At 71.8% G+C, this 23,770-nt stretch carries 17 protein-coding genes; 11 read left to right on the forward strand and 6 right to left on the reverse strand.

Annotated features, from left to right (window positions below; genetic code table 11):
- Positions 1 to 158 precede the first annotated feature (158 nt).
- The 6 genes from ACFWUZ_RS14380 (at position 159) to ACFWUZ_RS14405 (ending at position 7,630) form a co-directional block, all read left to right on the forward strand.
- Positions 159 to 1,310, forward strand: a complete 1,152-nt coding sequence (locus tag ACFWUZ_RS14380) for a DUF4190 domain-containing protein (protein ID WP_384372212.1) — start codon at positions 159 to 161, stop codon at positions 1,308 to 1,310.
- Between the two features lie 160 nt (positions 1,311 to 1,470).
- A complete protein-coding gene (locus tag ACFWUZ_RS14385) occupies positions 1,471 to 2,223 on the forward strand; it encodes a GntR family transcriptional regulator (RefSeq protein ID WP_384371873.1) in 753 nt (250 codons plus the stop codon).
- A gap of 1,173 nt (positions 2,224 to 3,396) precedes the next feature.
- Entirely contained in the window at positions 3,397 to 3,582 is a 186-nt protein-coding gene (locus ACFWUZ_RS14390) for an SPOR domain-containing protein (RefSeq protein WP_214943524.1), read from the forward strand.
- 28 nt (positions 3,583 to 3,610) lie between these two features.
- On the forward strand, positions 3,611 to 4,003 hold the full coding sequence (locus ACFWUZ_RS14395; RefSeq protein WP_384371875.1) for a (deoxy)nucleoside triphosphate pyrophosphohydrolase: 393 nt from the start codon (positions 3,611 to 3,613) through the stop codon (positions 4,001 to 4,003).
- A gap of 403 nt (positions 4,004 to 4,406) precedes the next feature.
- The gene (locus tag ACFWUZ_RS14400) at positions 4,407 to 4,835 is read left to right on the forward strand and encodes an ATP-binding protein (RefSeq protein WP_384372214.1); all 429 of its coding nucleotides are present in this window, start codon (positions 4,407 to 4,409) and stop codon (positions 4,833 to 4,835) included.
- Between the two features lie 185 nt (positions 4,836 to 5,020).
- Positions 5,021 to 7,630: a SpoIIE family protein phosphatase gene (locus ACFWUZ_RS14405; protein WP_384372216.1), complete on the forward strand. Its 2,610-nt coding sequence runs from the start codon at positions 5,021 to 5,023 to the stop codon at positions 7,628 to 7,630.
- A gap of 103 nt (positions 7,631 to 7,733) precedes the next feature.
- Here the strand turns inward: ACFWUZ_RS14405 and ACFWUZ_RS14410 are convergent, their stop codons facing one another.
- The 6 genes from ACFWUZ_RS14410 to ACFWUZ_RS14435 form a co-directional block, all read right to left on the reverse strand.
- Complete coding sequence (locus tag ACFWUZ_RS14410; RefSeq protein WP_384371877.1) at positions 7,734 to 8,453, reverse strand: PspA/IM30 family protein; 720 nt, start codon at positions 8,451 to 8,453, stop codon at positions 7,734 to 7,736.
- A gap of 89 nt (positions 8,454 to 8,542) precedes the next feature.
- Positions 8,543 to 10,621 (reverse strand): TPM domain-containing protein, encoded by a 2,079-nt coding sequence (locus ACFWUZ_RS14415; RefSeq protein WP_384372218.1) that lies wholly within the window; start codon positions 10,619 to 10,621, stop codon positions 8,543 to 8,545.
- Positions 10,622 to 10,813: 192 nt separating this feature from the next.
- The gene (locus ACFWUZ_RS14420) at positions 10,814 to 11,587 is read right to left on the reverse strand and encodes a succinate dehydrogenase/fumarate reductase iron-sulfur subunit (protein ID WP_384371879.1); all 774 of its coding nucleotides are present in this window, start codon (positions 11,585 to 11,587) and stop codon (positions 10,814 to 10,816) included.
- Positions 11,584 to 13,509 carry a fumarate reductase/succinate dehydrogenase flavoprotein subunit gene (locus tag ACFWUZ_RS14425; RefSeq protein WP_384371881.1) on the reverse strand — a complete coding sequence of 642 codons (1,926 nt, stop codon included), beginning with the start codon at positions 13,507 to 13,509 and terminating at the stop codon, positions 11,584 to 11,586. Before ACFWUZ_RS14425 ends, ACFWUZ_RS14420 begins: the two co-directional genes overlap by 4 nt.
- Position 13,510: 1 nt before the next feature.
- The gene (locus tag ACFWUZ_RS14430) at positions 13,511 to 14,335 is read right to left on the reverse strand and encodes a hypothetical protein (protein ID WP_384371883.1); all 825 of its coding nucleotides are present in this window, start codon (positions 14,333 to 14,335) and stop codon (positions 13,511 to 13,513) included.
- Positions 14,336 to 14,494: 159 nt separating this feature from the next.
- On the reverse strand, positions 14,495 to 14,725 hold the full coding sequence (locus tag ACFWUZ_RS14435) for a hypothetical protein (protein ID WP_384371885.1): 231 nt from the start codon (positions 14,723 to 14,725) through the stop codon (positions 14,495 to 14,497).
- Positions 14,726 to 15,069: 344 nt separating this feature from the next.
- Between ACFWUZ_RS14435 and ACFWUZ_RS14440 the strand changes: the two genes are divergently transcribed.
- The 5 genes from ACFWUZ_RS14440 (at position 15,070) to ACFWUZ_RS14460 (ending at position 23,745) form a co-directional block, all read left to right on the forward strand.
- A complete protein-coding gene (locus ACFWUZ_RS14440; protein WP_384371887.1) occupies positions 15,070 to 17,370 on the forward strand; it encodes an ABC transporter family substrate-binding protein in 2,301 nt (766 codons plus the stop codon).
- A 317-nt stretch (positions 17,371 to 17,687) separates the two neighbouring features.
- Positions 17,688 to 19,592 carry a translational GTPase TypA gene (typA, locus tag ACFWUZ_RS14445; protein WP_384371889.1) on the forward strand — a complete coding sequence of 635 codons (1,905 nt, stop codon included), beginning with the start codon at positions 17,688 to 17,690 and terminating at the stop codon, positions 19,590 to 19,592.
- Between the two features lie 435 nt (positions 19,593 to 20,027).
- Positions 20,028 to 21,683 carry an ABC transporter substrate-binding protein gene (locus tag ACFWUZ_RS14450; RefSeq protein WP_384371891.1) on the forward strand — a complete coding sequence of 552 codons (1,656 nt, stop codon included), beginning with the start codon at positions 20,028 to 20,030 and terminating at the stop codon, positions 21,681 to 21,683.
- A gap of 196 nt (positions 21,684 to 21,879) precedes the next feature.
- Positions 21,880 to 22,803: an ABC transporter permease gene (locus ACFWUZ_RS14455; RefSeq protein WP_384371893.1), complete on the forward strand. Its 924-nt coding sequence runs from the start codon at positions 21,880 to 21,882 to the stop codon at positions 22,801 to 22,803.
- 21 nt (positions 22,804 to 22,824) lie between these two features.
- Positions 22,825 to 23,745 (forward strand): ABC transporter permease, encoded by a 921-nt coding sequence (locus ACFWUZ_RS14460; RefSeq protein WP_384371895.1) that lies wholly within the window; start codon positions 22,825 to 22,827, stop codon positions 23,743 to 23,745.
- Positions 23,746 to 23,770: the final 25 nt, after the last annotated feature.

Consider the following 23,770-nt stretch of genomic DNA (forward strand, 5'->3'; position numbering starts at 1 on the left):
CAGGGCACCGCGTACGGCCGCGCGCACGGGACGGCGCACGGCAGCACCGCGTACGCCGCGATGAACAGGCGGGGGCGACCGGCATGCCGGTCGCCCCCGCTGCGTACTATTCGCGCATTCGTACGCTCCCTCTGTGTTGGAGTCCCCGCCCCGTGAGCATGCCGCCGAGTCCGCCCTCCGGACCGGGCCACCCCTGGCCGCCGCACTCCCCCCGGCCGGGGTGGGGGCCGCCACCGGACCACGGACGGCCGCCCGCGCTCAACGGCTTCGCGCTGGCCTCCCTGCTCGTCGGGCTGCTGTGCCTGCCGCCGCTCGGCATCGTGTTCGGGATCGTGGCCCTCGTCCAGATCGCGGGGAAGGGGGAGCGGGGCAAGGCGCTCGCGATCGTCGGACTGGTGGTCTCCGTGGTGACGACGGGGGCACTGGTCCTGACCGCGGACCGGGTCGCGACGGCGGTCCGCGACCGCTTCGACGCGGCCGGCCCCCACGAGGAGGTGGCCGGACGGTTCACGGACCTGGAGGACCTGCGGACGGGCGACTGCTTCAACGTCCCCGGCGGCAACCTGATGGGTGACCGGCCCCCGATGTACACCGTGGACTGTGCCGAGGAGCACCACGGCGAGGTCAGTTCGTCGGGGCCCTTCGACCCGGCGGGCCTGCCGGGGTCGGAGCAGGCCGAGCGCGACGCGGAGGAGGCGTGCTGGAAGGCGCAGGACGCCTACGCGATGGACACCTGGGCCCTGCCCGAGCGGGCGGAGATGTACTTCTACGCGCCCTCGCGCGAGTCCTGGCGCCGGGGCGACCGGCAGCTGCTCTGCGTGATCGGCACCACCGAGGAGGAGCAGCGCGGCAGCCTGCGCCGGGACGAGGGCATGCTCACGCCGGCGCAGGTGTCCTTCCTGAAGGCGGCGAACGAGGTCGACCTGGTCCTGGGCCGGTCCCCGGAGGCGGAGCCGGCGAGCGCGCTGCCGGAGCACCGGTCCTGGGCACGGGAGGTGTACACGGCGCTGGGCAAGGAGGTGACGGCGCTGGAGGGGGCACGGACCGCACCGGGGATGGAAAAGGCCGTCGAGGCCCGGCTCAAGGAGGTCGGCGCGGCGCGGGCGGCGTGGCTGCGGGCCTCGCAGGCGCCGACGCCGAACGAGTTCGACAAGCAGTGGGACCGGGCGGCGTCCGCGATGTCGGTGAGGACGGAGCAGGCCCTGCGCGGCGCGTACGGGCTGTCGACGAGGATCCCCCCGTGGCTGGAGGGGTATCCGGCGGCACCGGACGGGAGTTCCGGACGCGGACCTGCGTCCGAGCGCGTCTGAGGTGGTCCCGGTGTCGTCCTCCGCGTCGTCCGGGTAACGCACGGTAACGGGTTTGAGTGACCTGGCTTCATCACTTCGGGTGAAACTCTGGCCCTTGCTTGCGGTCTGCAACCGTGGGTTGCCAGGGTGTAGCTGTCTGTCAACCTGATGGGAGTGGCCCGTGACGTTCGGTGAGCAGCCGGCATACCTGCGCGTGGCCGGGGATCTGCGGCGGAAGATCGTCGACGGTTCCCTGCCCCCGCATGCCCGGCTCCCCTCGCAGGCCCGGATCCGCGAGGAGTACGGGGTCTCGGACACTGTGGCGCTGGAAGCGCGCAAGGTCCTCATGGCGGAGGGGCTCGTCGAGGGGCGCTCCGGGTCGGGGACGTACGTCCGGGAGCAGCCCGTGCCCCGGCGCGTGGTGCGCTCCGGCTACCGCACGGGAGGCGCTTCGACGCCGTTCCGGCAGGAGCAGGCGGATGCGGGCGCCCGCGGCACGTGGGAGTCGAGCAGCGAGCAGCGCAACGCCCCGGCGGAGATCGCCCACCGGCTCGGCATCGAGCCCGGCGAGCGCGTGATGCGCACGCGGTACGTCTTCCGCGACGCCGGGGAGGCGATGATGCTGTCGACCTCCTGGGAACCGCTGGTCGTGACGGGCCGCACGCCCGTGATGCTGCCCGAGGAGGGTCCGCTGGGCGGCTCCGGGGTCGTCGACCGGATGGCCGCGATCGACGTCGTCGTGGACAACGTGGTGGAGGAGGTCGGCGCCCGTCCGGGCCTGGCGGAGGAGAACCTCCTCCTCGGCGGAGTCCCCGGCCACGTCGTGCTCGTGATCGGCCGCACCTACTTCGCGTCCGGCCGCGCCGTGGAGACGGCCGACGTGGTGGTCCCCGCGGACCGCTACCGCCTGGCGTACCACCTCCCGGTGAAGTAACCCCAGGCGCCGGCCGCCGCCCCGGTGGGGGCAGGGGGCAGGGGCCCGGGGAGACGGGGCTGCGCGAGGCCACCGGTGCCCTCGCGGTCGACGCCGGACCGGAAGCCGGAGCCGCGCCCGCCTGCCGGCGGCCCGCCTGTCGACGGCCCGCCCGCGGGGCGGCCCGCCCGCTCCCGGCCCGTGCGCCGCCGGCCCCGCCCGCCGCCTGCGGGTGCGGTCCGCACACCCTTGCCCCACCACCGCCGGCCTCCACCCCCGCCGGCCCGCCCCCTCCAAGCCCGCCCGCCGACCCCGCCCGCTGTGGCCCCCATGCTGTGGCCTGCACGTTGCCGCCCCGCCCGCGGCCGAACCGGCCCGTCGTCGGCCGCGCTTGTCGGCGCCGCGCCAGGCCCCCAGGCCACGGACGTACCTGCTGGCGACCGACAGGCGGTCCATCCGCCCGCCGTCGTTCTGCAGGTTGCTGCCCCAGCCGCGACCAGCCCGCCGGCTCGCCGACCCCGCCCGCTGTGGTCCCGCCCGCTGTGGCCTGCACGTTGCCGCCCCGCCCGCCGCCGACCCGCCCGCCGTTGACCGATCCGGTCGGCCCTGACGTCGGCCACCCTGGCGGCTGCCGACCCGCGCCCTGTCGGCCCGGCGGCTGTCCCTCCGTGCGCCGGCGACCCGGCGTGTTTCGGCGCGATGGTGATCGCCTTCGCCGTGTCGGTGCCGGGCTTCTCGGGGCGGCTGTGCCTGTGTACCGGGGGCCGCCGGCCCTGCCTCGTGGCCCGGGCCGCCGCACCCCGGGGGCGCCCGCGGCCGGCTGACCGGGGGGAAGCGTCGGCCCGGCCGGGCACGCCCGGGCCGAGGGGCGCCCCGGCGCAGCGGGCTCCGTCCGCGGAAGTGCGTACGGAGTCCGCGGCGTTGCCGGCCGCCCGGTCCGGGCCGGCCCGCATCTTTCCCCGGGCGCCCTGTGCCCCTCCCGCGACCCCACCTGCGGGGGGCGCCCGCCGGTGCCGCGCGAGCGCCCGGTCCGCACCGGCGCGCGCGGCTCACTCGTACGCATGGCCGGATGCATACGCCCGCGAGGTACCTCTTGGTGAAAAACCGTATCCGCTGAGTGAAGGTCGGGCGTAGGCTCGGGCATATGCGCAATGCGGTTTCCCGGGCAGGTACGTCGGCGGAGGGTGAGACGCGATGAACGACAGCGGTGCCCTGCTCCCGTGGCTGGTCATACGTCAGGACGACAACGGCAACCGCTACCGGGTGGGCCGGTACCCCACCCGGGCCGAGGCCCAGAAGGTCGTCGACAGCCTCGACGACCGCGGACACAAGCAGCTGTACTGGGTCGAGCGGATCGGCCAGACCGCCACGACGAACTGAGCATCCAGCGTTGACATAGGCTCCGCCCATGACCGTGCGAGTAGTCGTGGGCGGAGCCCTTTGTCATGAGGGGCGCCTGTTGGCCGCCCGCCGCAGTGCACCCCCGGAGCTGGCCGGACGGTGGGAGCTGCCGGGCGGCAAGGCCGAGCCCGGGGAGTCGGTGCCCGACGCGCTGGTGCGCGAGCTGCGCGAGGAGCTGGGCGTCGAGACCGAGGCGTTGGAGCGGATCCCGGGGGAGTGGCCGCTGAAGCCGGGCATGGTCCTGCACGTGTGGACGGCGCGCCTGCTCTCGGGGGTGCCCGCGCCGCTGGAGGACCACGACGAGCTGCGCTGGCTCGGACCGGAGGAGCTGGAATCGGTGGACTGGCTCGACCAGGACCGGCCGGCGGTCGCCGAGGCGGGACGCCGGCTGCGCGGCTGACCGCGGAACCGGGCAGGACGCGGCAGGCCACGAGGCGCAGGACACGACGCGCAGGACATGACGCGGCGCGACACGGCAGGACGCGACAGGTCGGGCCGCCGGCCGAGGTGGGGAACGGAGCCGGCCCGGCCCGGGGCCGCGCGGGACGCGACGGCATGGTGCGGGAGCGGGCGGGCAGGTGCGCGGGACGGCGCGCGGCCCGGCCGGCGGGGCGGCCCCGTCGCACGCCCGGGTCACGGGGGCGCGTGGCGCTCGCGCTCTAGGCCGTCTGCGCCACAGTGCGCCGGTGGGTGGCGGGTCGAGTGGTACGACGCCCTGAATATCGGGTATGTCGCTATTAATCCCTATATCGTCCCTCTTTCGTCCCCGACGAACCGGACTGGGGTCACTCATGGCCCGGGAAGTGATCGGCGTGATCGACACAGACGGTGAATGCGCCGAGTGGGCCTTCCCCGCCGAACCAGGTGCCGTCCGCACCGCCCGCCACGCCGTGAGGGGAACCCTGCGCGACTGGGGTCTGGAGTCCGTCGGCGACGTGACCGTCCTGCTGGTCAGCGAGCTCGTCACCAACTCCCTGCGGTACGCCTCCGGTCCCATCGGCGTCCGCCTGGAGTGGCGCAATCCAGCCGCCCGGGGTGTACCGGGGGGTGCCGCGCTGCTCGTGGAAGTTTCCGATCCGCTTCCGGATCCGCCCCGTGAGAAGGTTGCGCAGCCGGACGACGAGGGCGGCCGCGGGCTGCACCTCGTCGCGGTCTCGGCACAGCGCTGGGGGACACGTCACAGGAACTCGGGCAAGACTGTGTGGTTCGAGTTGGCACTTCCTGGTGAGTAACAAGGTGAAGGGTGGCCTGGGGGCACCCCCGGACGAAGTCTGGGGGACGTCACACGACGTGGCTCGAAACTAACGAGACCGTGCTGTGATCGTGAACGCCGTGCCGTCCGGGGCCGTGGTGCTGAATACTTCGGTCATGGCCGGTCCGGTTGCGGTGAGCTGGAGGGGACGGTCGCGTGAGCGAGATACCTGCGCAGGCACATCAGGCCCGTGTGCCCGGGGAGACATGGCACGACTCCCTGTGGCACACCAGCCCGCCTGGCTCGATATATGACTACATAAAGGTCGCATCCTTCTCGATCGGGCCCGACGGGCTCGTCGACCAATGGAGCCTGCGCGCAGAAGAGCTGTTCGGGCTGACGGCCGCACAGGTGGTGGGGCGCGACCCGGTCGACGCCTTCATGCCCCCCGATCTGCGAGCCGGCGGGCACCGCAAGGTCGCGGAGATCCTCGACGGCAAGGAGTGGACGGGTCTGATCCCCTTCCGCATCCCGGGCGGGGACGGCGCGCACGGCGTGGCCGAGATCTATGTGATGCCCACCCAGACCGAGACCTCCGAGCGGGCCGCACTGTGCGTCGTCGTGGACGTGCGCGCGCTCCGGCGCATCGAATCCGATCTGGCGGCTTCACAAGCAATATTCGGCCAATCTCCCTTCGGCTTCCTCCTCTTCGGCACGGACCTCACCGTGCAGCGCGCCAACCGCCGCTTCGCGACCGTCTTCGGGGGCGCCGCCGAGGAGCACCGCGGCCGGACCGTCCACGACTACCTGCCCGCGCACGAGGCCGACCGGATGGCCGAGGCCCTGCGGCGGGTCCTGGAGACCGGGGAGTCCGTCACCGACCTCCGGATCACCGGGGCCACCCCCCGCAGCCGCGACGACCGCCACTGGTCGATCAACCTCTACCGCGTCCACGGCGGGACCGGTCGCCCCGTCGGCGTCGCCGGCATCGGGACCGACGTCACCCGCCGCCACCTCGCCGCCCGCGAGGCCGCCGGGGTGCGGCGCAACCTCGCCCTGCTCAACGAGGCCGGGCACCGCATCGGGAACTCCCTCGACCTGGAGACCACCGCCCGGGAACTCCTCGACGTGACCGTCCCGGGCTTCTGCGACCTGGCCGCCGTCGACCTCTACCAGGGGCTGCTGCTCGGCGACGACGACCGCCCCGCACGACCGCAGGGGCCGGGCGTGCCCAGCCTGCCCGGCCAGGGCCCGGCCAGGACGCCCTCCGCCGCACTGCGCCGGGTGGCCTTCTCCTCCGCCGTCTCGGACGCCCCCCTGTCCGGTCCGGGCGCACTGGTCTCCGTAGGGGACATCCACCGCTACCCGGCGGCGTCCCCCGGCGCGCTCGCGCTGCGCACGGCGCGACCGCGGCTGATCGAGGGCGGGGGGCCGGAGGACCTCGTGCAGTCGACCCTCGTCGTCCCGATGGTCGCCCACGACACGGTCGTCGGCCTCGCACAGTTCTCCCGTACGAAGGGCAGCGAGCCCTTCGGCGAACGGGACCGGGCCGTCGCCGTGGAGCTCGCCGCCCGCGCCGCCGTCTGCATCGACAACGCGCGGCTCTACCGCCGCGAGCACGAGCGGGCGCTGATACTGCAGCGCAGCCTGCTGCCGCCCGGCGACCCGGAGGCGGCCGGCCTGGACATCGCCTGCCGGTACCTGCCGGGCAACGCCGCCACCGAGGTCGGCGGGGACTGGTTCGACGTCATCGAACTGCCCGGCCACCGCACCGCGCTGGTCGTCGGCGACGTGATGGGACGGGGCCTGCGGGCCGCCGTCGCGATGGGGGAGCTGCGGACCGCCGTACGGACCCTCGCACTGCTCGACCTCGAACCGGCGGAGGTGCTGACCGCCCTGGACGAGATCGCCCGGGGCCTCGGGGCGCCCGGCGGCTCCCAGCAGGCCTCCCGGGCCGCCCTGCACTCGCGGGACGCGGACCGCTCCGAGGTGTACCTCGCCACCTGCGTCTACGCGGTGTACGACCCGGTGACCCGCCGCTGCACGATCGCCAACGCCGGCCACATGCCGCCCGTACTGGTCGAACCCCCGGACGAGCGCGGCGCACCGCGCCCCGCACTGCTGCTGGAGGTGCCCCCCGGCATGCCGCTCGGCGTGGGCGGCGAGCCCTTCGAGGAGGTCGAGGTGGACCTCCCCGAGGGCGCCCTGCTCGCGCTGTACACCGACGGGCTCGTCGAATCGCGCGACCATCCCCTGGAGGAGGGCCTGCGCGGGCTGCGCGAGGCGCTCGCCGACCCGGTCCGGCCGCTGGAGGACGTCTGCGACCACGTCCTGAACACCCTCGACACCCGGCACGGGGAGGACGACATCGCCCTCCTCATGGCACGGGTCCAGGGCCTGCCCGTCGACGCCGTCGGCGACTGGCAGCTGCCCCGCGAGGCCCGCTCGGTGGGCCGGGCCCGGGAACTGGCCCGCGCCAAGCTCCCGGCCTGGGGCCTGGAGGGGCTGCTGGACACCACCGAACTGCTGGTGAGCGAACTCGTCACCAACGCCCTGCGCTACGGGGAGGGCGAGATCCGGCTCCGCCTGCTGCTGGACCGGACGCTGGTGTGCGAGGTGTGGGACGCGAACCTGGTCCAGCCGCGCCGCCGCCGGGCCCGCGACACCGACGAGGGCGGCCGGGGCCTCCAGCTGGTGGGCCTGCTCTCGGCGGGCTGGGGCACCCGGCGCACCCACCGGGGCAAGACCGTCTGGTTCGAGCTCCCGCTGCCGGGAGCGGCGGCCGAGGCGGTCGCCGAGCTGTCGGCGGAGCAGCTGCTCAGCATGTACGGGTGACACCGGGGGCGCGCCGACAGCGGGTGGCGGCCGCGCCCCGGCCCCGGCCGGCGCCGGGCTCCGGCCGGGCGGCGCCGCGCCCGGACCCCGCACCCCATGAGGGCTAAGCGGCCCGGCCCTGCTTGAGGGCGGCGAGCCGGGCCTCGATCTCCGAGGTCTTGCCGAGGTCCTCCAGGGATTCGAACTGCGCGTCCAGCGAGGAGGCGGCCAGTTCCTGCTTGCCGAGCGCCATCGCCTCCTCGCGCCGCACCTTCTCCTCGAAGCGGTTCAGGTCGCTCGTCGGGTCCATGACGTCGATGTTCTTCACCGCGTCCATCATCGTGTTCTGCGCCTGCGCCGTCTTCGCCCGGGACACCAGCTCGTCCCGCTTCGCCTGGAGCTCCGTCAGCTTGTTCTTCATCGAGTCCAGGCCCGCCTTGAGCTTGTCCACGACGTCCGTCTGGGCGGCGATCGTCGGCTCCGCCGTCCTCGCCTCCTTCTCCGACTGCAGCTGCCGGCCCAGCGCCACCTTCGCGAGGTTGTCGAACCTGTCGGCGTCGGCCGTCGCTCCCGACGACCGCAGCTCGTCCGCCTTCCTGCTCGCCGCGAGGGCCTTGCCGCCCCACTCGGAGGCGGTCTCCACGTCCTCCTTGTGGTCCGCCTCCAGCAGCCGGAGGTTGCCGATGGTCGTCGCCACGGCCTGCTCCGCCTCCGAGATGTTGTTCGTGTAGTCGCGGATCAGCTGGTCCAGCATCTTCTGCGGGTCCTCGGCCTGGTCCAGCAGCGCATTGATGTTCGCCTTGGCGAGCTGGGTGACGCGGCCGAGGATGGTCTGCTTGCTCATGACGGTTCTCTCCTGCGTGAGGGATGGTCCGGTACCGGCCGCTAAGCGCCCGGCGGTGCGGGGTGACGGGGCTGCGGGGTGGCGGGGTGTCAGAAGCGGCCGCCACCGCCCATGCGGCCGCGCGTGCCGCCGCCGCCGAAGGAGCCGGGGCCGCTGCCCCCTCCTCCGAAACCGCCTCCGAAGCCGCCCCCGCCCGCGCGCCCGCCGAAGCCGCCCCCGCCGCGCAGGATCTCGCCGAGGATGATCCCGCCGAGCACCGCGCCGCCCCGGCCGCCGCCGGACCGGCTTGCGCCGTACGGGTCCTGGTAGCCCCGTACGTCCTGCTCCGCCAGCTGCTGCGCCTGCCGGGCCAGGGCGTCCGCCTGCTGGGCCTCGGCCAGCGCGCCCGCCGGGTCCGGGTCCGTCAGGGCCACCGCCCGCTCCAGGTGCCGGCCCGCCTCCGCCAGCCGGGTGCGGGCCTGGCTGCCGACGGCGCCCCGGCTGGTGGTGACGTAGTCCGTGGCCGCGCCGATCGCACTGCGCGCCGAGAGCAGGGCCTGGTCGAGCAGGGCCACCGCCCGCTGCCGGCCCGACTCCCGCTCGCGCGCCCCGGCCAGGGCCTCGTCGAGGGCGGCGTCGGCCTCCTCGATCCGCCGCAGGGCGTCGATCGGGTCGTACCGCCCGGCCGCCTGCTCCTCCCGTACGTCGGCCAGTACGGCCCGCGCCCGGCTGATCCGGCCGCGCAGGTCCGCCGTGGACGTGCCCTCCACGGTCCCCGTGAGCAGGCCCTCGGCATCCGCGAGGTCGGTGTCCGTCTCGTTCAGCGCGCCCGGCAGCTTCCCGGCCGCCTCCGCCAGTTCCTGCGCCCGCCGCTCGACCGCGTCGACCAGCGTCGCGGCCTGATCCACCGCACTCTCGGCGGCCCGTACGTGCACGGCCGCCCTGCCGTTGTCCCCGGCGTCCACGGCCGCACGGGCCTCGCCGAGGTGGGTCGTCGCGAACAGCAGCCGGTCCTTGGCCTGTTCGGGGTTGGAGGCGACGGGAGCGGCCGCGGAGTCCGCGTACTGCTGCGTCATCGCGGCCAGCGTCGCCCCGGCCGTGGTGGTGCGCCCGGTCAGCGCCCGGAAGTGCGCCTCCACGGTCACCACCGCCTGCGGGGCGTTCTTCTCCAGGTCCCGCAGCCGGTCGAAGTCCGCGGTCTCGGCGTCGAGCCGCCGGTTCGCCTCGGTGCACCGGGCGACGATCTCGTCCAGCATCCGGCGCCGCGTGGGATCGTCCTCCGGATAGGCGTCGTCGAGCTGCTGGCGCAACCGGAAGGCGTGCGTCAGCTCGTCCTTGGCGTACTGCACGGCCTGGACGAAGGGTCCGACCGCCTCGTCGCCGAACTGCGCCGAGGCGAAACCGAGCTCCTCCGTGCTGGTGCGGACCGCGTCGTCCGTCTCCACCAGCAGCGCCCGGGCCTTGGCGTCCAGGTCCGGCAGGTCCAGCTGGGCCGCCCCCTGCGTGCCCCAGCCCGGACCGGTCGTCGTGCCCCGCCCTCCGTCGCCGCCCTTGCGCTTGCGGCGGCTGTACGCGTACGCCCCCAGCGCCCCGGCCGCGCCGACGGCCACCACCGGGAGCACGAAGTCCCCGGCCCCGCTCTCGCCGCCCGCCCTGCCGCCCGGGTCGGCCGGGCCGGGCGTGATCGCCGGCGTCGGGACGGGCAGGCCGCCGAGCACCGCGCCGTAGCCGTTCGCCGCGCCGATCGCGGCGCCCGCCCAGTCGTTCTGCCTCAGGGCCGGCTCGATGGCGGTCCGTGCGACCGTGGCGAGCTGCTCCTCGGTGAATCCGGAGTCGACCGCGGCCGAATAGGCGTACTGCCGGGCCCCGGTCGCGACGGCCAGCAGGACGTCGTTCTGGCCGAGGCCGCTCTTCTCGGCGGTGGCGTCCGCCCAGCTCTGCGCGGACCGGCCGGAGAAGTCGCGGACGTACGCCACGAACAGCTGGATCCGCCGTTCGGCGTACAGCTTCTCCAGCGCCGCGGTGACAGCTCCGGCGCGGTCGCCCAGCGCCCCGACACGGTCGGTGACCTGCCCCTGCTGGGACAGGGTGACCGGGTCCTCGGCCCGCGCGGGCGGCGCCCCGGCCACGCCCCAGCCGCCGAGCGCGAGGAGCGCGGCGGCCAGGGCGAACCCGGCCCGTACGGATATCCCGGCGGTGGCGCGACTCTTCGTCCAGCTCCTCGGCGCAATCACATTTCGGAGGGTATGGGCGGTTCACGGCCCCCGCACCCGGAGTGATCACCGCGTCCGGCGGCGCCCCTCACCCGAGGCCGCGTCGTGGGCCGCCGGCTCCGCCGGGCGCGTACAGAACCGCCCCCGGCCGCTGATCAGCAGGGGGTGCTACGAGGACGGACGGCGCCGGATCCGGCTGCCCAGCCACACCAGCGGGTCGTACTTGCGGTCCACCGCCCTCTCCTTCAGCGGGATCAGGGCGTTGTCCGTGATCTTGATGCCCTCGGGGCAGACCTCCGTACAGCACTTGGTGATGTTGCAGTAGCCCAGTCCGTGCTCCTCCTGCGCGGTGCGCTTGCGGTCCAGGCCGGACTCCGCCGCCGCGTCCAGGGGGTGCATGTCCAGTTCCGCCACCCGCATCAGGAAGCGCGGGCCGGCGAACGCCTCCTTGTTCTCCTCGTGGTCACGCACCACGTGGCAGGTGTCCTGGCACAGGAAGCACTCGATGCACTTGCGGAACTCCTGCGAGCGCTCCACGTCGATCTGCTGCATCCGGTACGCGCCCGGTGCCACCCCCTCCGGCGGTACGAAGGCCGGGATCTCCCTCGCCTTGCGGTAGTTGAAGGAGACGTCCGTGACCAGGTCCCGGACAACGGGGAAGGCCCGCAGCGGGGTGATCGTGATCGTCTCGGCCCGCTCGAAGGTCGACATCCGCGTCATGCACATCAGCCGCGGCCGCCCGTTCACCTCCGCGCTGCACGAACCGCACTTGCCCGCCTTGCAGTTCCAGCGCACCGCGAGGTCCGAGGCCTGGGTGGCCTGGAGCCGGTGGACGATGTCCAGGACCACCTCGCCGTCGTGCACCTCGACGGTGAAGTCCCGGAGTTCCCCGCCCTCGGCGTCGCCCCGCCAGATCCGGAAGCGTGCGTCGTAGGTAGTCACTCGTAGAGCTCCTCTTCGGCGAGGTACTTGACCAGCTCTTCCTTCTCGAACAGGGCGAGCAGGTCAGGACGGATGGGCTCCGTGCGGGTCCGGACCAGGACGATCCGGTCGGCCGCCGGGTCGGAGGGGGCCGGGTCCACCGGCCGGCACAGCAGGTTCACCGGCCGCCAGTCGCGCTCCATGGCCGGGCAGTCCTCGCGCGTGTGCCCGCCCCGGCTCTCGGTGCGCTCCAGGGCCGCGCGCGCCACGCACTCGCTGACCAGCAGCATGTTCCGCAGGTCCAGCGCCAGGTGCCAGCCCGGGTTGAACTGCCGGTGGCCCTCCACCCCGGCCCGCGCGGCCCGGACGCGCAGCCCCGCCAGCCTCTCCAGGGCCTCGGCCATCTCCCCCTCGCGGCGGATGATCCCGACCAGGTCGTTCATGGTCGTCTGGAGCTCCTGGTGGAGCGTGTACGGGTTCTCCGCGCCCTCGGTCGCCCGGAAGGGGGCCAGCGCCTCCGCGGCCGCCGCGTCGACCTCCTCCTGGGACACGGCCGGGCGGCCCGCCGGGGAGGCGGCGTACGCGGCCGCGTGCAGCCCGGCCCGGCGTCCGAAGACCAGCAGGTCGGAGAGGGAGTTGCCGCCGAGGCGGTTCGAGCCGTGCATCCCGCCCGCCACCTCGCCCGCCGCGAACAGGCCCGGCACCCCGACCGTGGCCGCCGTGTCGGAGTCGACCGCGATGCCGCCCATCACGTAGTGGCAGGTCGGGCCGACCTCCATCGGTTCGGCAGTGATGTCCACGTCCGCCAGCTCCCTGAACTGGTGGTACATCGACGGGAGCCGCCGCTTGATCTTCTCCGCGGGCATCCGGGTGGACACGTCCAGGAACACCCCGCCGTGCGGGGAGCCGCGGCCCGCCTTCACCTCGGAGTTGATCGCCCGGGCCACCTCGTCGCGCGGCAGCAGCTCGGGCGGCCGCCGGTTGTGGTCCGGGTCCTCGTACCAGCGGTCGCCCTCCTCCTCCGACTCGGCGTACTTCTCCTTGAAGACGTCGGGGACGTAGTCGAACATGAACCGTTTGCCCTCGCTGTTGCGCAGCACGCCGCCGTCGCCGCGCACCGACTCGGTGACGAGGATGCCCTTCACCGAAGGCGGCCAGACCATGCCGGTCGGGTGGAACTGCACGAACTCCATGTTCAGCAGCGGCGCGCCCGCGAGCAGCGCCAGCGCGTGGCCGTCGCCCGTGTACTCCCAGGAGTTGGAGGTCGTCTTGAAGGACTTGCCGATCCCGCCGGTGGCCAGCACGACCGCCGGGGCCTCCAGGACGAAGAAGCGGCCGGACTCGCGCTCGTAGCAGAAGGCCCCCGAGACCCTCTGCCCCGCGCCGGAGCCGCTGTCGGAATCGGTCGTGAGGACCCGGGTGACGGTGCACTCCTGGAACACCTTGAGCCGGGCCTCGTGGTCCCCGTACTCCTTGAAGTCCTCCTGCTGCAGCTGGACGATCTTCTGCTGGAGGGTGCGGATCAGTTCCAGACCGGTGCGGTCGCCGACGTGGGCGAGGCGGGGGTACTCGTGGCCGCCGAAGTTGCGCTGGGAGATCCTCCCGTCGGGGGTCCGGTCGAAGAGCGCGCCCCAGGTCTCCAGCTCCCAGACCCGGTCCGGGGCCTCCTTGGCGTGCAGCTCCGCCATGCGCCACTGGTTGAGGAACTTGCCCCCGCGCATCGTGTCGCGGAAGTGCACCTGCCAGTTGTCGCCCTCGTTGACGTTGCCCATGGAGGCCGCGATGCCGCCTTCCGCCATCACGGTGTGGGCCTTGCCGAAGAGGGACTTGCAGATCACGGCCGTACGCGCGCCGCGTTCGCGGGCCTCGATCGCGGCGCGCAGCCCGGCGCCGCCCGCGCCGACCACGACCACGTCCCACTGCTGCCGTTCCACTTGAGCCATCTCAGAAGATCCTCGGGTCGGTGAAGGCGCCGCTGGCCAGCAGGTACACGTAGAAGTCGCACAGGGCCACGCTGATCAGGGAAGCCCACGCCAGCTGCATGTGCCGGGTGTTGAGCCGGCTGACCCAGCCCCACAGCCGGTAGCGCACGGGGTGCTGGGAGAAGTGCTTCAGGCGGCCGCCCATGATGTGCCGGCAGGAGTGGCAGGACAGGGTGTACGCCCAGATCAGCGCGATGTTGACCAGGAACAGCACCGTTCCGAGGCCCATGTGGCCCCATGCGTAGTGCTCGTCGCGGAAGGTCAGCACGGTGTCGTACGTGAGGATCCCCGCGACGGGCACCGCGGCGTAGAAGAAGTAGCGGTGCAGGTTCTGGAAGACCAGCGGGAAGCGCGTCTCGCCCGTGTACTTCGTGTGCGGCTCGGCGACGGCGCAGGCCGGGGGCGAGGCCCAGAAGCCCCGGTAGTAGGCCTTGCGGTAGTAGTAGCAGGTCAGCCGGAAGCCGAGCGGGAAGACCAGGATCAGCAGGGCGGGGGACAGGCCCCACCAGCTGCCGAAGAGGTCCCAGTTGGGCCCGCCGCGCATCTCCTGGCAGTTCTCCGCGAGGCACGGGGAGTAGAACGGGGAGACGTACGGGGCCGCGTAGTAGTCGGCGTTGGCGAAGGCCCGCCAGGTCGAGTAGACGATGAAGGCGAGCAGCCCGGCCGCGGTGGCGGCCGGGCTCAGCCACCAGCGGTCGGTCCGCAGGTGCCGGGCGGCGATCGCGGCCCGGGAGGCGTCGTGGACGCCGCCGGGCCGCTGTCGGGGTGGTTGGGTGCCTGTGGCCAAAGGGGACTCCGGGGTGGAGTGATGAGGGGTGGCCCAGGAGGCCCGGCCGCGTACGGCCGGGCCAGATGGGAGAGCGTGCGGGTGTGCGCGCCGGCCTGGAGGACCGGCACCCGGCCGTCACGCGCCGGGTGCCCCGCCCGCCGGGGCCGGGCTGCGCCTTCAGGGGGCGCGACGGTCGCGGGCGCCGAGGCCCTCGTCGTCGGAGTCGGTCCACAGCGCGCTGTCGTACGGGGTGTCCGGGACGGTCACCATCCGGGACGGATCCGGCGGGGCCGACGACCGGGCCTGCGCCGGCTGCTGCCGGCCGGCCTGGCGCTCCAGCTGCTCGACCTTGCGCGTCAGCTCGTCCAGGTTGCGCCGTACGGCGCTGAGATCGTCTTGCAGGGACATGATTTGCCCTCACTTCCGCAGGTGCGGTGGCAACGCTCATGTGCGCCTGCGAGTGTCGCGCTTCCCGACCTCGGTGTGAAGGGACGTGCAGCGATTGCGGGCGCGCAGGCGCGATCGTGCGCCCCTCTCCGCCCCCCATTCTCATCCCTCTTCCGGTGGAACGCCCGTTTGCCGCGCGCGCCCCGTTGGTCCGCACGGGTGGGCTTCGCGGCGTGGCGCGGGGCTGCTGCGAGGGGTCCGGCGGGCCGTCGATTTCAGTGGGTCCCGGCAACCGATGTGATCAGCTCCATATACCGCCGAACGTGATCATGCTTCCCTCACGCCCTGCCCCGGAGGTACCACCCATGTCCCAGAGAAGGCGCAGGTCCTTGGCGCTCCTGACCTCGGGAGTCCTCGCACTGCCGCTGCTCACGGGCTGCGGCGGCGAGGACGAGGGCGGCCCGGCCGCCGCGGGGCAGGACATTGCGAGCACGGTCCGCGACCGGGTCGCCGACGGGGGCGTGCTGCGCTGGGCCGTGGACTCCCTGCCGAACACCCTGAACACCTTCCAGGCCGACGCGGACGCCACCACCGGCCGGATCGCCGGGGCGGTGCTGCCGCAGCTGTTCGTCCTGGACGCCAGGGGGCGGCCGGTGGCGAATCCCGACTACCTGGAGAAGGCGGAGGTCGTCGAGCGGGAGCCCAAGCAGGTCGTCCTGTACAAGCTGAACCAGCAGGCGGTGTGGAGCGACGGCCGCGAGATCGGCGCCGCCGACTTCGTGGCGCAGTGGCGGGCCCTGAACGGCAAGGACTCGGCGTACTGGACGGCCCGGAACGCGGGCTACGAACGGATCGAGAAGATCGAGCGGGGCAAGACGGACCTGGAGGTCCGGGTCACCTTCGCCAAGCCCTACGCGGACTGGCGCTCGCTGTTCACGCCGCTCTACCCCAAGCAGGTCACGGGCACCCCGGACGCCTTCAACGAGGGGGCCCGGGGCGCCCTCAAGGTGACCGCGGGACCCTTCGGCCTCGGGGCCGTCGACAAGAAGACGGGCACCGCCGCCCTGACCCGCAACCCGCGCTGGTGGGGACAGCCGACGAAGCTGGACACCCTCGTCCTGACGGCCGTGCCCCGCTCCGAACGGCCGTCCGCGCTGGCCTCCGGGAAGGTCGACCTGGCGGAGATCGACCGGGCGGGCGCCGAGCGCATCGCCCTGGCCCGCCGGGACGCCAAGGGTGCGGCGGGCGCGGGCAGCGGCGGGGCCCCGGCCCACGGACCGGCAGCCGCGGTGACACCGGCGCAGGCCACGCTGTCGTGGGCGATCGCCTTCGGCTCGGACGAGGAGCTGGCCGAGGCCGAGAAGGAGAACCGGCTGAAGAAGGCCGAGGCGGCGAAACGGTACGCCGCCGAGCAGAAGGCCCTGCGCAGCTTCATCGTGCGCAAGTCCCTGGAGCCCGCCTACACCCAGCTCGCCATGAACGGCGCCTCCGGCCCGCTGGCGGACGAGCGGGTCCGCCGGGCGGTGGCCCGGGCGCTGGACCGCAAGGCGCTGGCCGAGCTCGTCCTGAAGCCCCTCGGCCTCCCCGCGCAGCCGGTCGGCAGCCACCTGGCGCTGGCGGGCCAGCGGGCGTACGCCGACAACAGCGGCACCCTCGGCGGCCAGGACACCCAGGCGGCCCAGGCCCTCCTGGCGGACGCGGGCTGGCGCCGGGGCGGGAAGCTCACCGAGCCCTCAGGGGCCAAGGCGGGGCCGGAGAGCGCGCCGCAGGACGACTCGAAGACCCCCTCCGGACCGGGTACCGGCACCGACGGGCTCTACATCGTCGGCCAGGAGGACGGGCGCAACGGCGAGCTGCGGTCCGCCACCGCCGACCTGGGGGCACCCCCCGCGGCGGGCACCCGGCAGGACGGGCCCTCCCCGGTCCTGGCCCCGGCCCCCTTCGCGGCGCAGCAGGAGGTCTCGCTGCTCGCCCAGGCCGCCGCGCAGGCTGCGGCCGGCGCGGCCGAAGACGGCAAGCGCGCCCCGGCCCGCGACGGCGAGGCCGCCGACCCCGCCAAGCCCTCGCAGGCCCCGGCCAAGCAGGCCCGTACCTCCGGGAACATGCTCGCCAAGGACGGCAAGGCCCTGACCCTGCGCTTCGTCGTCCCCGCGGGTCCGGGCTCGGAGGCCCTGCGCACCGTCGGCGAGCGGATCTCCCGGATGCTCCACAAGCTCGGCGTGCAGACCGAGACGACCAGGGTGGCCGACGAGAGCTTCTTCAAGGACCACATCGCCTCGGGCCAGTACGATCTGGCGCTCTACTCCTGGCCCGCCACGGCCTACCCGGCCACCGACGCCCGGCCCATCTTCGCGAAGCCGGAGCCGGCCGCGGACGGCTCGCTCCTCGTCGAACAGAACTACACCCGGGTCGGCACCGACCACATCGACCAGTTGTTCGACCAGGCGGTCGGTGAGCTGGACGAGGAGCAGTCCCGCGAGCTGATGCGCAAGGCCGACGCCCGCATCTGGGCCGCGGCCGGCTCCATCCCCCTGTACCAGCGCCCCGAGCTGGTGGCCACCAAGCCGGGACTGGTCAACGCGGGCGCCTTCGGCCTCGGCTCCCCCCGCTACCAGGACATCGGCTGGAAGAAGGCGCCGGGCGCCAAGGACAAGAAGAAGAAGTAGCGACAAAATGGTGCCGGGCAGGTGGCCCGGAGGGTCGCAAGCTCAGAAGTGACTCAAGTTACTTGCCCGCCGGATCCCCGGCGGGCAAGGTCGTGCATACCCGTTGACCCGCAGGAATACGGGCTGGACCGGCACCCGGGACCCCCCACCCCGCACCCGGCTGCCTTCATTCGTCCAGCCCCTTGACAGGCCCCCCGGCAGGCGGTTCCCGCCGCGCGACGTACCATGGGGTAAGGCCGTGGCAGGTTTTCGCCCGGCCGAGGCGCGCGTGCCAGGCCGTACGCGACGCCATCCACGATCCCGGGAGAAGCGCCGAAGTGCCCACGCGCCACGACATCCGTAACGTCGCCATCGTCGCCCACGTCGACCATGGCAAGACGACCATCGTCGATGCCATGCTCAAGCAGGCCGGTGCCTTCGCCGCCCACCAGCACCTCGACGACCGCATGATGGACTCGAACGACCTGGAGCGTGAGAAGGGCATCACGATCCTCGCCAAGAACACGGCGGTGAAGTATCACCCCAAGGACGGCGGGGCCCCGATCACGATCAACATCATCGACACCCCCGGCCACGCCGACTTCGGTGGTGAGGTCGAGCGCGGTCTGTCGATGGTGGACGCCGTCGTTCTGCTGGTGGACGCCTCCGAGGGTCCGCTGCCCCAGACCCGCTTCGTCCTGCGCAAGGCTCTGCAGGCGAAAATGCCGGTCATCCTCTGCATCAACAAGACCGACCGCCCGGACTCCCGGATCGACGAGGTCGTCAACGAGACGTACGACCTCTTCCTGGACCTGGACGCGGACGAGGACCAGATCGAGTTCCCGATCGTCTACGCCTGCGGCCGTGACGGCGTCGCCTCGCTGACCAAGCCGGAGGACGGCACCGTCCCCGCGGACAGCGACAGCCTGGAGCCGTTCTTCTCCACCATCCTGGAGCACGTCCCCGCCCCGGTGTACGACGACGAGGCGCCCCTCCAGGCCCACGTCACCAACCTGGACGCCGACAACTTCCTCGGCCGCATCGCGCTCGTCCGCGTCGAGCAGGGCGAGCTGCGCAAGGGCCAGACCGTCGCGTGGATCAAGCGTGACGGTTCCATCTCCAACGTCCGCATCACCGAGCTGATGATGACCGAGGCGCTCACCCGCAAGCCGGCCGAGGTGGCGGGCCCGGGTGACATCTGCGCGGTCGCCGGTTTCCCGGAGATCATGATCGGCGAGACCCTGGCCGACCCGGAGAACCCGATCGCGCTCCCGCTGATCTCGGTGGACGAGCCGGCGATCTCCATGACCATCGGTACGAACACCTCCCCGATGGTCGGCCGCGGCGGCAGCGGCAAGGGCGCGGACGCCAAGTCCGCGGTCAAGGACCGCAAGGTCACCGCCCGCCAGGTCAAGGACCGTCTGGACCGCGAGCTGGTCGGTAACGTCTCGCTCCGCGTCCTCGACACCGAGCGTCCCGACGCCTGGGAGGTCCAGGGCCGCGGTGAGCTGGCGCTCGCCATCCTGGTCGAGCAGATGCGCCGCGAGGGCTTCGAGCTGACCATCGGCAAGCCCCAGGTGGTCACGCAGGAGATCGACGGCAAGGTGCACGAGCCGGTCGAGCGCATGACGATCGACGTCCCCGAGGAGCACATGGGCGCGGTCACGCAGCTCATGGGCGTCCGCAAGGGCCGCATGGACAACATGTCGAACCACGGCTCCGGCTGGGTCCGCATGGAGTTCGTCGTCCCGTCCCGCGGCCTGATCGGCTTCCGTACGGAGTTCCTGACGAACACCCGCGGCACCGGCATCGCCCACTCCATCCACGAGGGCCACGAGCCGTGGTTCGGCCCGCTGGTGACCCGCAACAACGGTTCGCTGGTCGCGGACCGCGCGGGTTCGGTCACGCCGTTCGCGATGATCAACCTGCAGGAGCGCGGCGTCCTGTTCACCGACCCCGGCACCGAGGTGTACGAGGGCATGATCGTCGGTGAGAACTCGCGCTCCGACGACATGGACGTGAACATCACCAAGGAGAAGAAGCTCACCAACATGCGTGCGGCTTCCGCGGACAACACGGAGAACGTGATCCCGCCGCGCAAGCTCTCCCTGGAGCAGTCCCTGGAGTTCTGCCGCGACGACGAGTGCGTCGAGGTGACCCCGGAGGCCGTCCGCATCCGCAAGGTCGTCCTGGACCAGAAGGAGCGCTCGCGCACTGCGTCGCGCGCCAAGTCCGCGAAGTAGTACCCGAGTAGGCCACCGCACGGGCGGTGGCCGGACACCGGGCGAACGGGCAGCCCCTCCCGTCATGGAGACCATGACGGGAGGGGCTGTTCGCGTTTGTCAACCGAAAATTTGCGCTCAGGTGTCCGCATACCGACCGTGACACTCCGGAAGACGTCATAACCGTCCGTTTCGCGGGTGTCTGTCTCTGATCCCTTTGTCCGGATATCGGGTTTCTGACGTGGATCGATGTTGTGAAAACGAGACCACTTAAGTGTGGTTTACGGCCTACGGGTCGCCGAGGATGGCTCCATTGAGCTCGGGTCAATGGGTCACGCGCTGTGGGGAGCGCCGACTCACGAGCACACTATGGGCAGGAAATCACTCGCCGTCAGGGGTGTCGGCGACGTTTTTTTGCCCCTCAAGCCAATCAGTGGACTCATGAGGAGGAAACCCATGCGTGGTGCCAAGAGCGCCAAGTGGGTCGTGGGCACGATTGTCGTTGCCCTGGCAGCGACCGCCTGTGGCAGCGGTGACGACAAGGACAGCAAGGGCGATGGCGGCGTCGCCGGCGGTGTGTTCCGCATGGGCAACACGGAGCCCGACACGATCGACCCGGGCCGTGCGCACGAGTCCACGGGCATCCTGGTCTCCAACGCCCTGTTCACGGGCCTGTACGCCAACACGCCGGACGGCAAGGCCGAGCCCGCGCTCGCCGAGTCGGCCACCCCGAACGACAACTGCACCTCCTGGACCTTCAAGGTCAAGCAGGGCACCAAGTTCTCCAACGGCGAGGAGGTGAACGCCGAGGCGTTCGCCCGCGGTTGGGCTCGTGCCGCGCACAAGGCCGCCGCCTCCGACGTCGCGTACCACTTCGCCGACATCCAGGGCTACAAGGAACTGAAGGACGGCGCTGCCAAGACCTTCAGCGGTGTCACCACTCCGGACGCTTCGACCATCAAGGTCGATCTGTCCCAGGCCGACTGCGAGTTCGTCCTCAAGACGGCGCACGGCGCGTACAGCCCGGTCCCCACGGCCGCCAAGGTCGGCGAAGAGGACAAGGCGTTCGGCGAGTCCCCGATCGGCAACGGCCCCTTCAAGATGAAGGGCGCGTGGGAGCACAACAAGCAGATCACCCTCGTCCGCAACGACGACTACGGTCTCGAGAAGGCCTCGCTCGGCGAGGTCCAGATCAAGCTCCTGAACGACAAGACCGCTCACCAGCTCGAGTTCGAGCAGTTCCAGGCGGGTGCGCTGGACTACGCGCACATCCCGGTCCCGCAGCTCAAGCAGGCCGAGGCCAAGTTCAAGCCGCAGAACAAGTGGCTGGCCAAGGACACCATGGGCATGAACTGGATCCTGCCGATCGGTGACACCGCGCCGCTGAACAACAAGGACGCCCGTCTGGCGATCTCCTACGCGATCGACCGCGAGGCCGTCGCGAAGGGTGTCTTCCAGGGCTTCCAGACCCCGTCGACGACCATCGTGCCGCCGGCCATCCCGTCGGCGTACCAGAAGGACCTGTGCACCTCCTGCATCAAGCAGGACCCCGCCAAGGCCAAGGAGCACGCCGAGAAGGGCGGCCTGAAGCCGGGCACGGAGATCAAGTTCCTCTTCAACACCGGTGCGGGCCACGAAGAGTGGGTCCAGGCCTTCGCCAAGCAGATCGAGGACGTCCTCGGCGTCAAGGTCAAGCTGGACGGCAAGGACTTCCCGGGTCTGCTCGAGGAGCAGAAGACCCCGCAGGCGACCGGCATGTACCGCTTCGCCTGGGGTGCGGACTACCCGACCCCGGACAACTTCCTCTTCCCGCTGCTGCACTCGACCTCGATGGCCAAGGACGAGAACGGCAAGGTCACCGGTGACAACCGCGCCCGCTACAACAACCCCGAGTTCGACAAGCTGATCGACCAGGCCCGTGCCACCAAGGACGACGCCGCCCGCATTGCCCTCTACAAGCAGGCTGAGAAGATGGCCATGGACGACATGGCGCTGATCCCGACCTTCAACCGTTCCCAGTTCCGCCTGATGGCGACTGACCGGTTCACGGGTCTGGAAGACATCAACTTCCACGAGGACCCGATCCTCGAGAAGATCCAGCTCAAGAAGTAGCCGGTCCGGCGGTAGATCCGCCAGGAGCGACAGCGCCGCGGCCCCCGGAAACCCGGTGGGCCGCGGCCCCGCTCAGGAAGCCGTTCTTACTTCGGCACCCCTCATATTCGCGGGCTCCGCACGCCCGCCGAGAGCCGGTCCGTAGTACGGGCCGGAGGCCGCTGTTCCCAGAAGCGGCCAGGTAGAGAGGCAAAACATGGGAAGGTACGTCGCCCGTCGCCTCGGGCAGATGGTCATCACGCTCATCGGCGCGACCATGGTTCTGTTCACGTGTCTGTTCGTCCTCCCCGGAGACCCCGTGGGCTCGATCGCGGGCAGTGACAAGGCGCGTGACCCCGCAGTGGTCGCCGAGCTCCGTCAGCGCTACGGACTCGACAAGTCCCTGCCCGAGCAGTACGTGAACTACGTCAAGAAGGTCACGACCGGTGACCTCGGGGAGGACTACATCCAGCGCCGGGAGGTCTCCGAGATCCTCGGTCCGAAGCTGGCCAACACCGCCAAGCTGGCCGCCTTCGCGATCGTTCTCATCTCCGTCTTCGGCATGGGCGTGGGCATCATCGCCGCGCTGTACAGATACAGCGCACTGGACGTCACCACGACGTTCTTGACCACAGCCCTGGTCGGCTTCCCCACCTTCGTCATCGGCTTCCTGCTGAAGAAGTACCTCGCGCTGGAACTTCAGTGGCTGCCGATCGACGGCGACTCCTTCGACGCCCTGATCCTTCCCGCGCTGACCCTGGCCCTGGTGGACATCGCCTTCGTGGCCCGCCTCACCCGCGGCACCATGCTGGAGGTGCTGCGCGCGGACTACGTCAAGACCGCGGTGGCCAAGGGCCTTCCGCGCCGCCGCGTGCTGTTCAAGCACGTCCTGCGCAACTCGGTCATCCCCGTCGTGACCTACCTGGGCATCGCCTTCGGCGCCCTGCTCGGCGGCGCGCTGATCACCGAGACGATCTTCAACTGGGACGGTGCCGGTCTGGCGCTGGTCCAGGCGGTGCAGCAGCAGAACAACCCGATCGTGATCGGCGTGGTCACCTACAGCGTCGGCATCTTCATCGTTCTCAGCCTCCTCGTCGACATGCTCTACGCAGCACTCGACCCGCGCATCCGCCTCAGCTGACCGTCCCCAAGGAGATTTCCCATGACTGAGCTCGTCAAGAGCCCGGCGCTCGGGGACGAGGCCCCCGCGCCCGAGAAGGCCGCCGTCGTGCCCGCCCCCAAGCAGATCAGCCAGTGGGGCGAGATCCGCCACCGCTTCGTGCAGAACAAGCTGGCCGTCGTCGGCCTGTGCATCGTCACCCTGCTGTTCCTGACCGCGGCGTTCGGCGACTTCATCGCGCCGTACGACCCCCAGGACCAGGACCTCATGAACACCCTGGCGAGCCCGGGTGGAGAACACCTGATGGGCACCGACTCGCTCGGTCGCGACGTGTTCTCCCGCCTCATAGCCGGCACCCGCATCGCCGTCCTCGTCGGTCTCGCGTCGATCCTCTTCGCCGTGCTGATCGGTGTCCTGCTCGGCGCCGTCGCGGGCTACTTCGCCCGGTTCGCCGACCCGGTCATCATGCGCATGGCCGACGTCTTCCTCGCGTTCCCGATGCTCATCGGCGCCATGGTCATCATCCTGGTGACCGGCCGCGGCATCACGCCGGTGATCATCTCGCTGGCGATCTTCTCGTGGGCCACCGTCGCCCGACTGCTGCGCAGCTCGATCCTGTCGGTGCGCGAGATGGACTACGTGCACGCCGCGAGGGCGCTCGGCGCCAGCGGCCCGCGGATCATCCGCAAGCACATCCTGCCCAACTCGCTGACCGCGGTGCTGGTCTACGCGACCTTCAACGTCGGTACCGCGATCATCGGTGTGGCCGCCCTGTCCTTCCTCGGCGCCGGCGTCCCGGTGAACATCCCCGAGTGGGGCAACATGCTCGCCGACGGCCAGGCCTACATCGGGGTCCAGGACTACCTGTGGATGTTCCCCAGCCTCTTCGTCGTGGTCACCGTGCTCGGCTTCGCCTTCGTCGGCGACGGCCTGCGTGACGCGCTCGACCCGAAGCTGCGGTAGGGCCACCCGATGCTCCGAGACAACA

It is taken from the genome of Streptomyces sp. NPDC058646 (assembly GCF_042716875.1).
GTDB lineage: Bacteria > Actinomycetota > Actinomycetes > Streptomycetales > Streptomycetaceae > Streptomyces.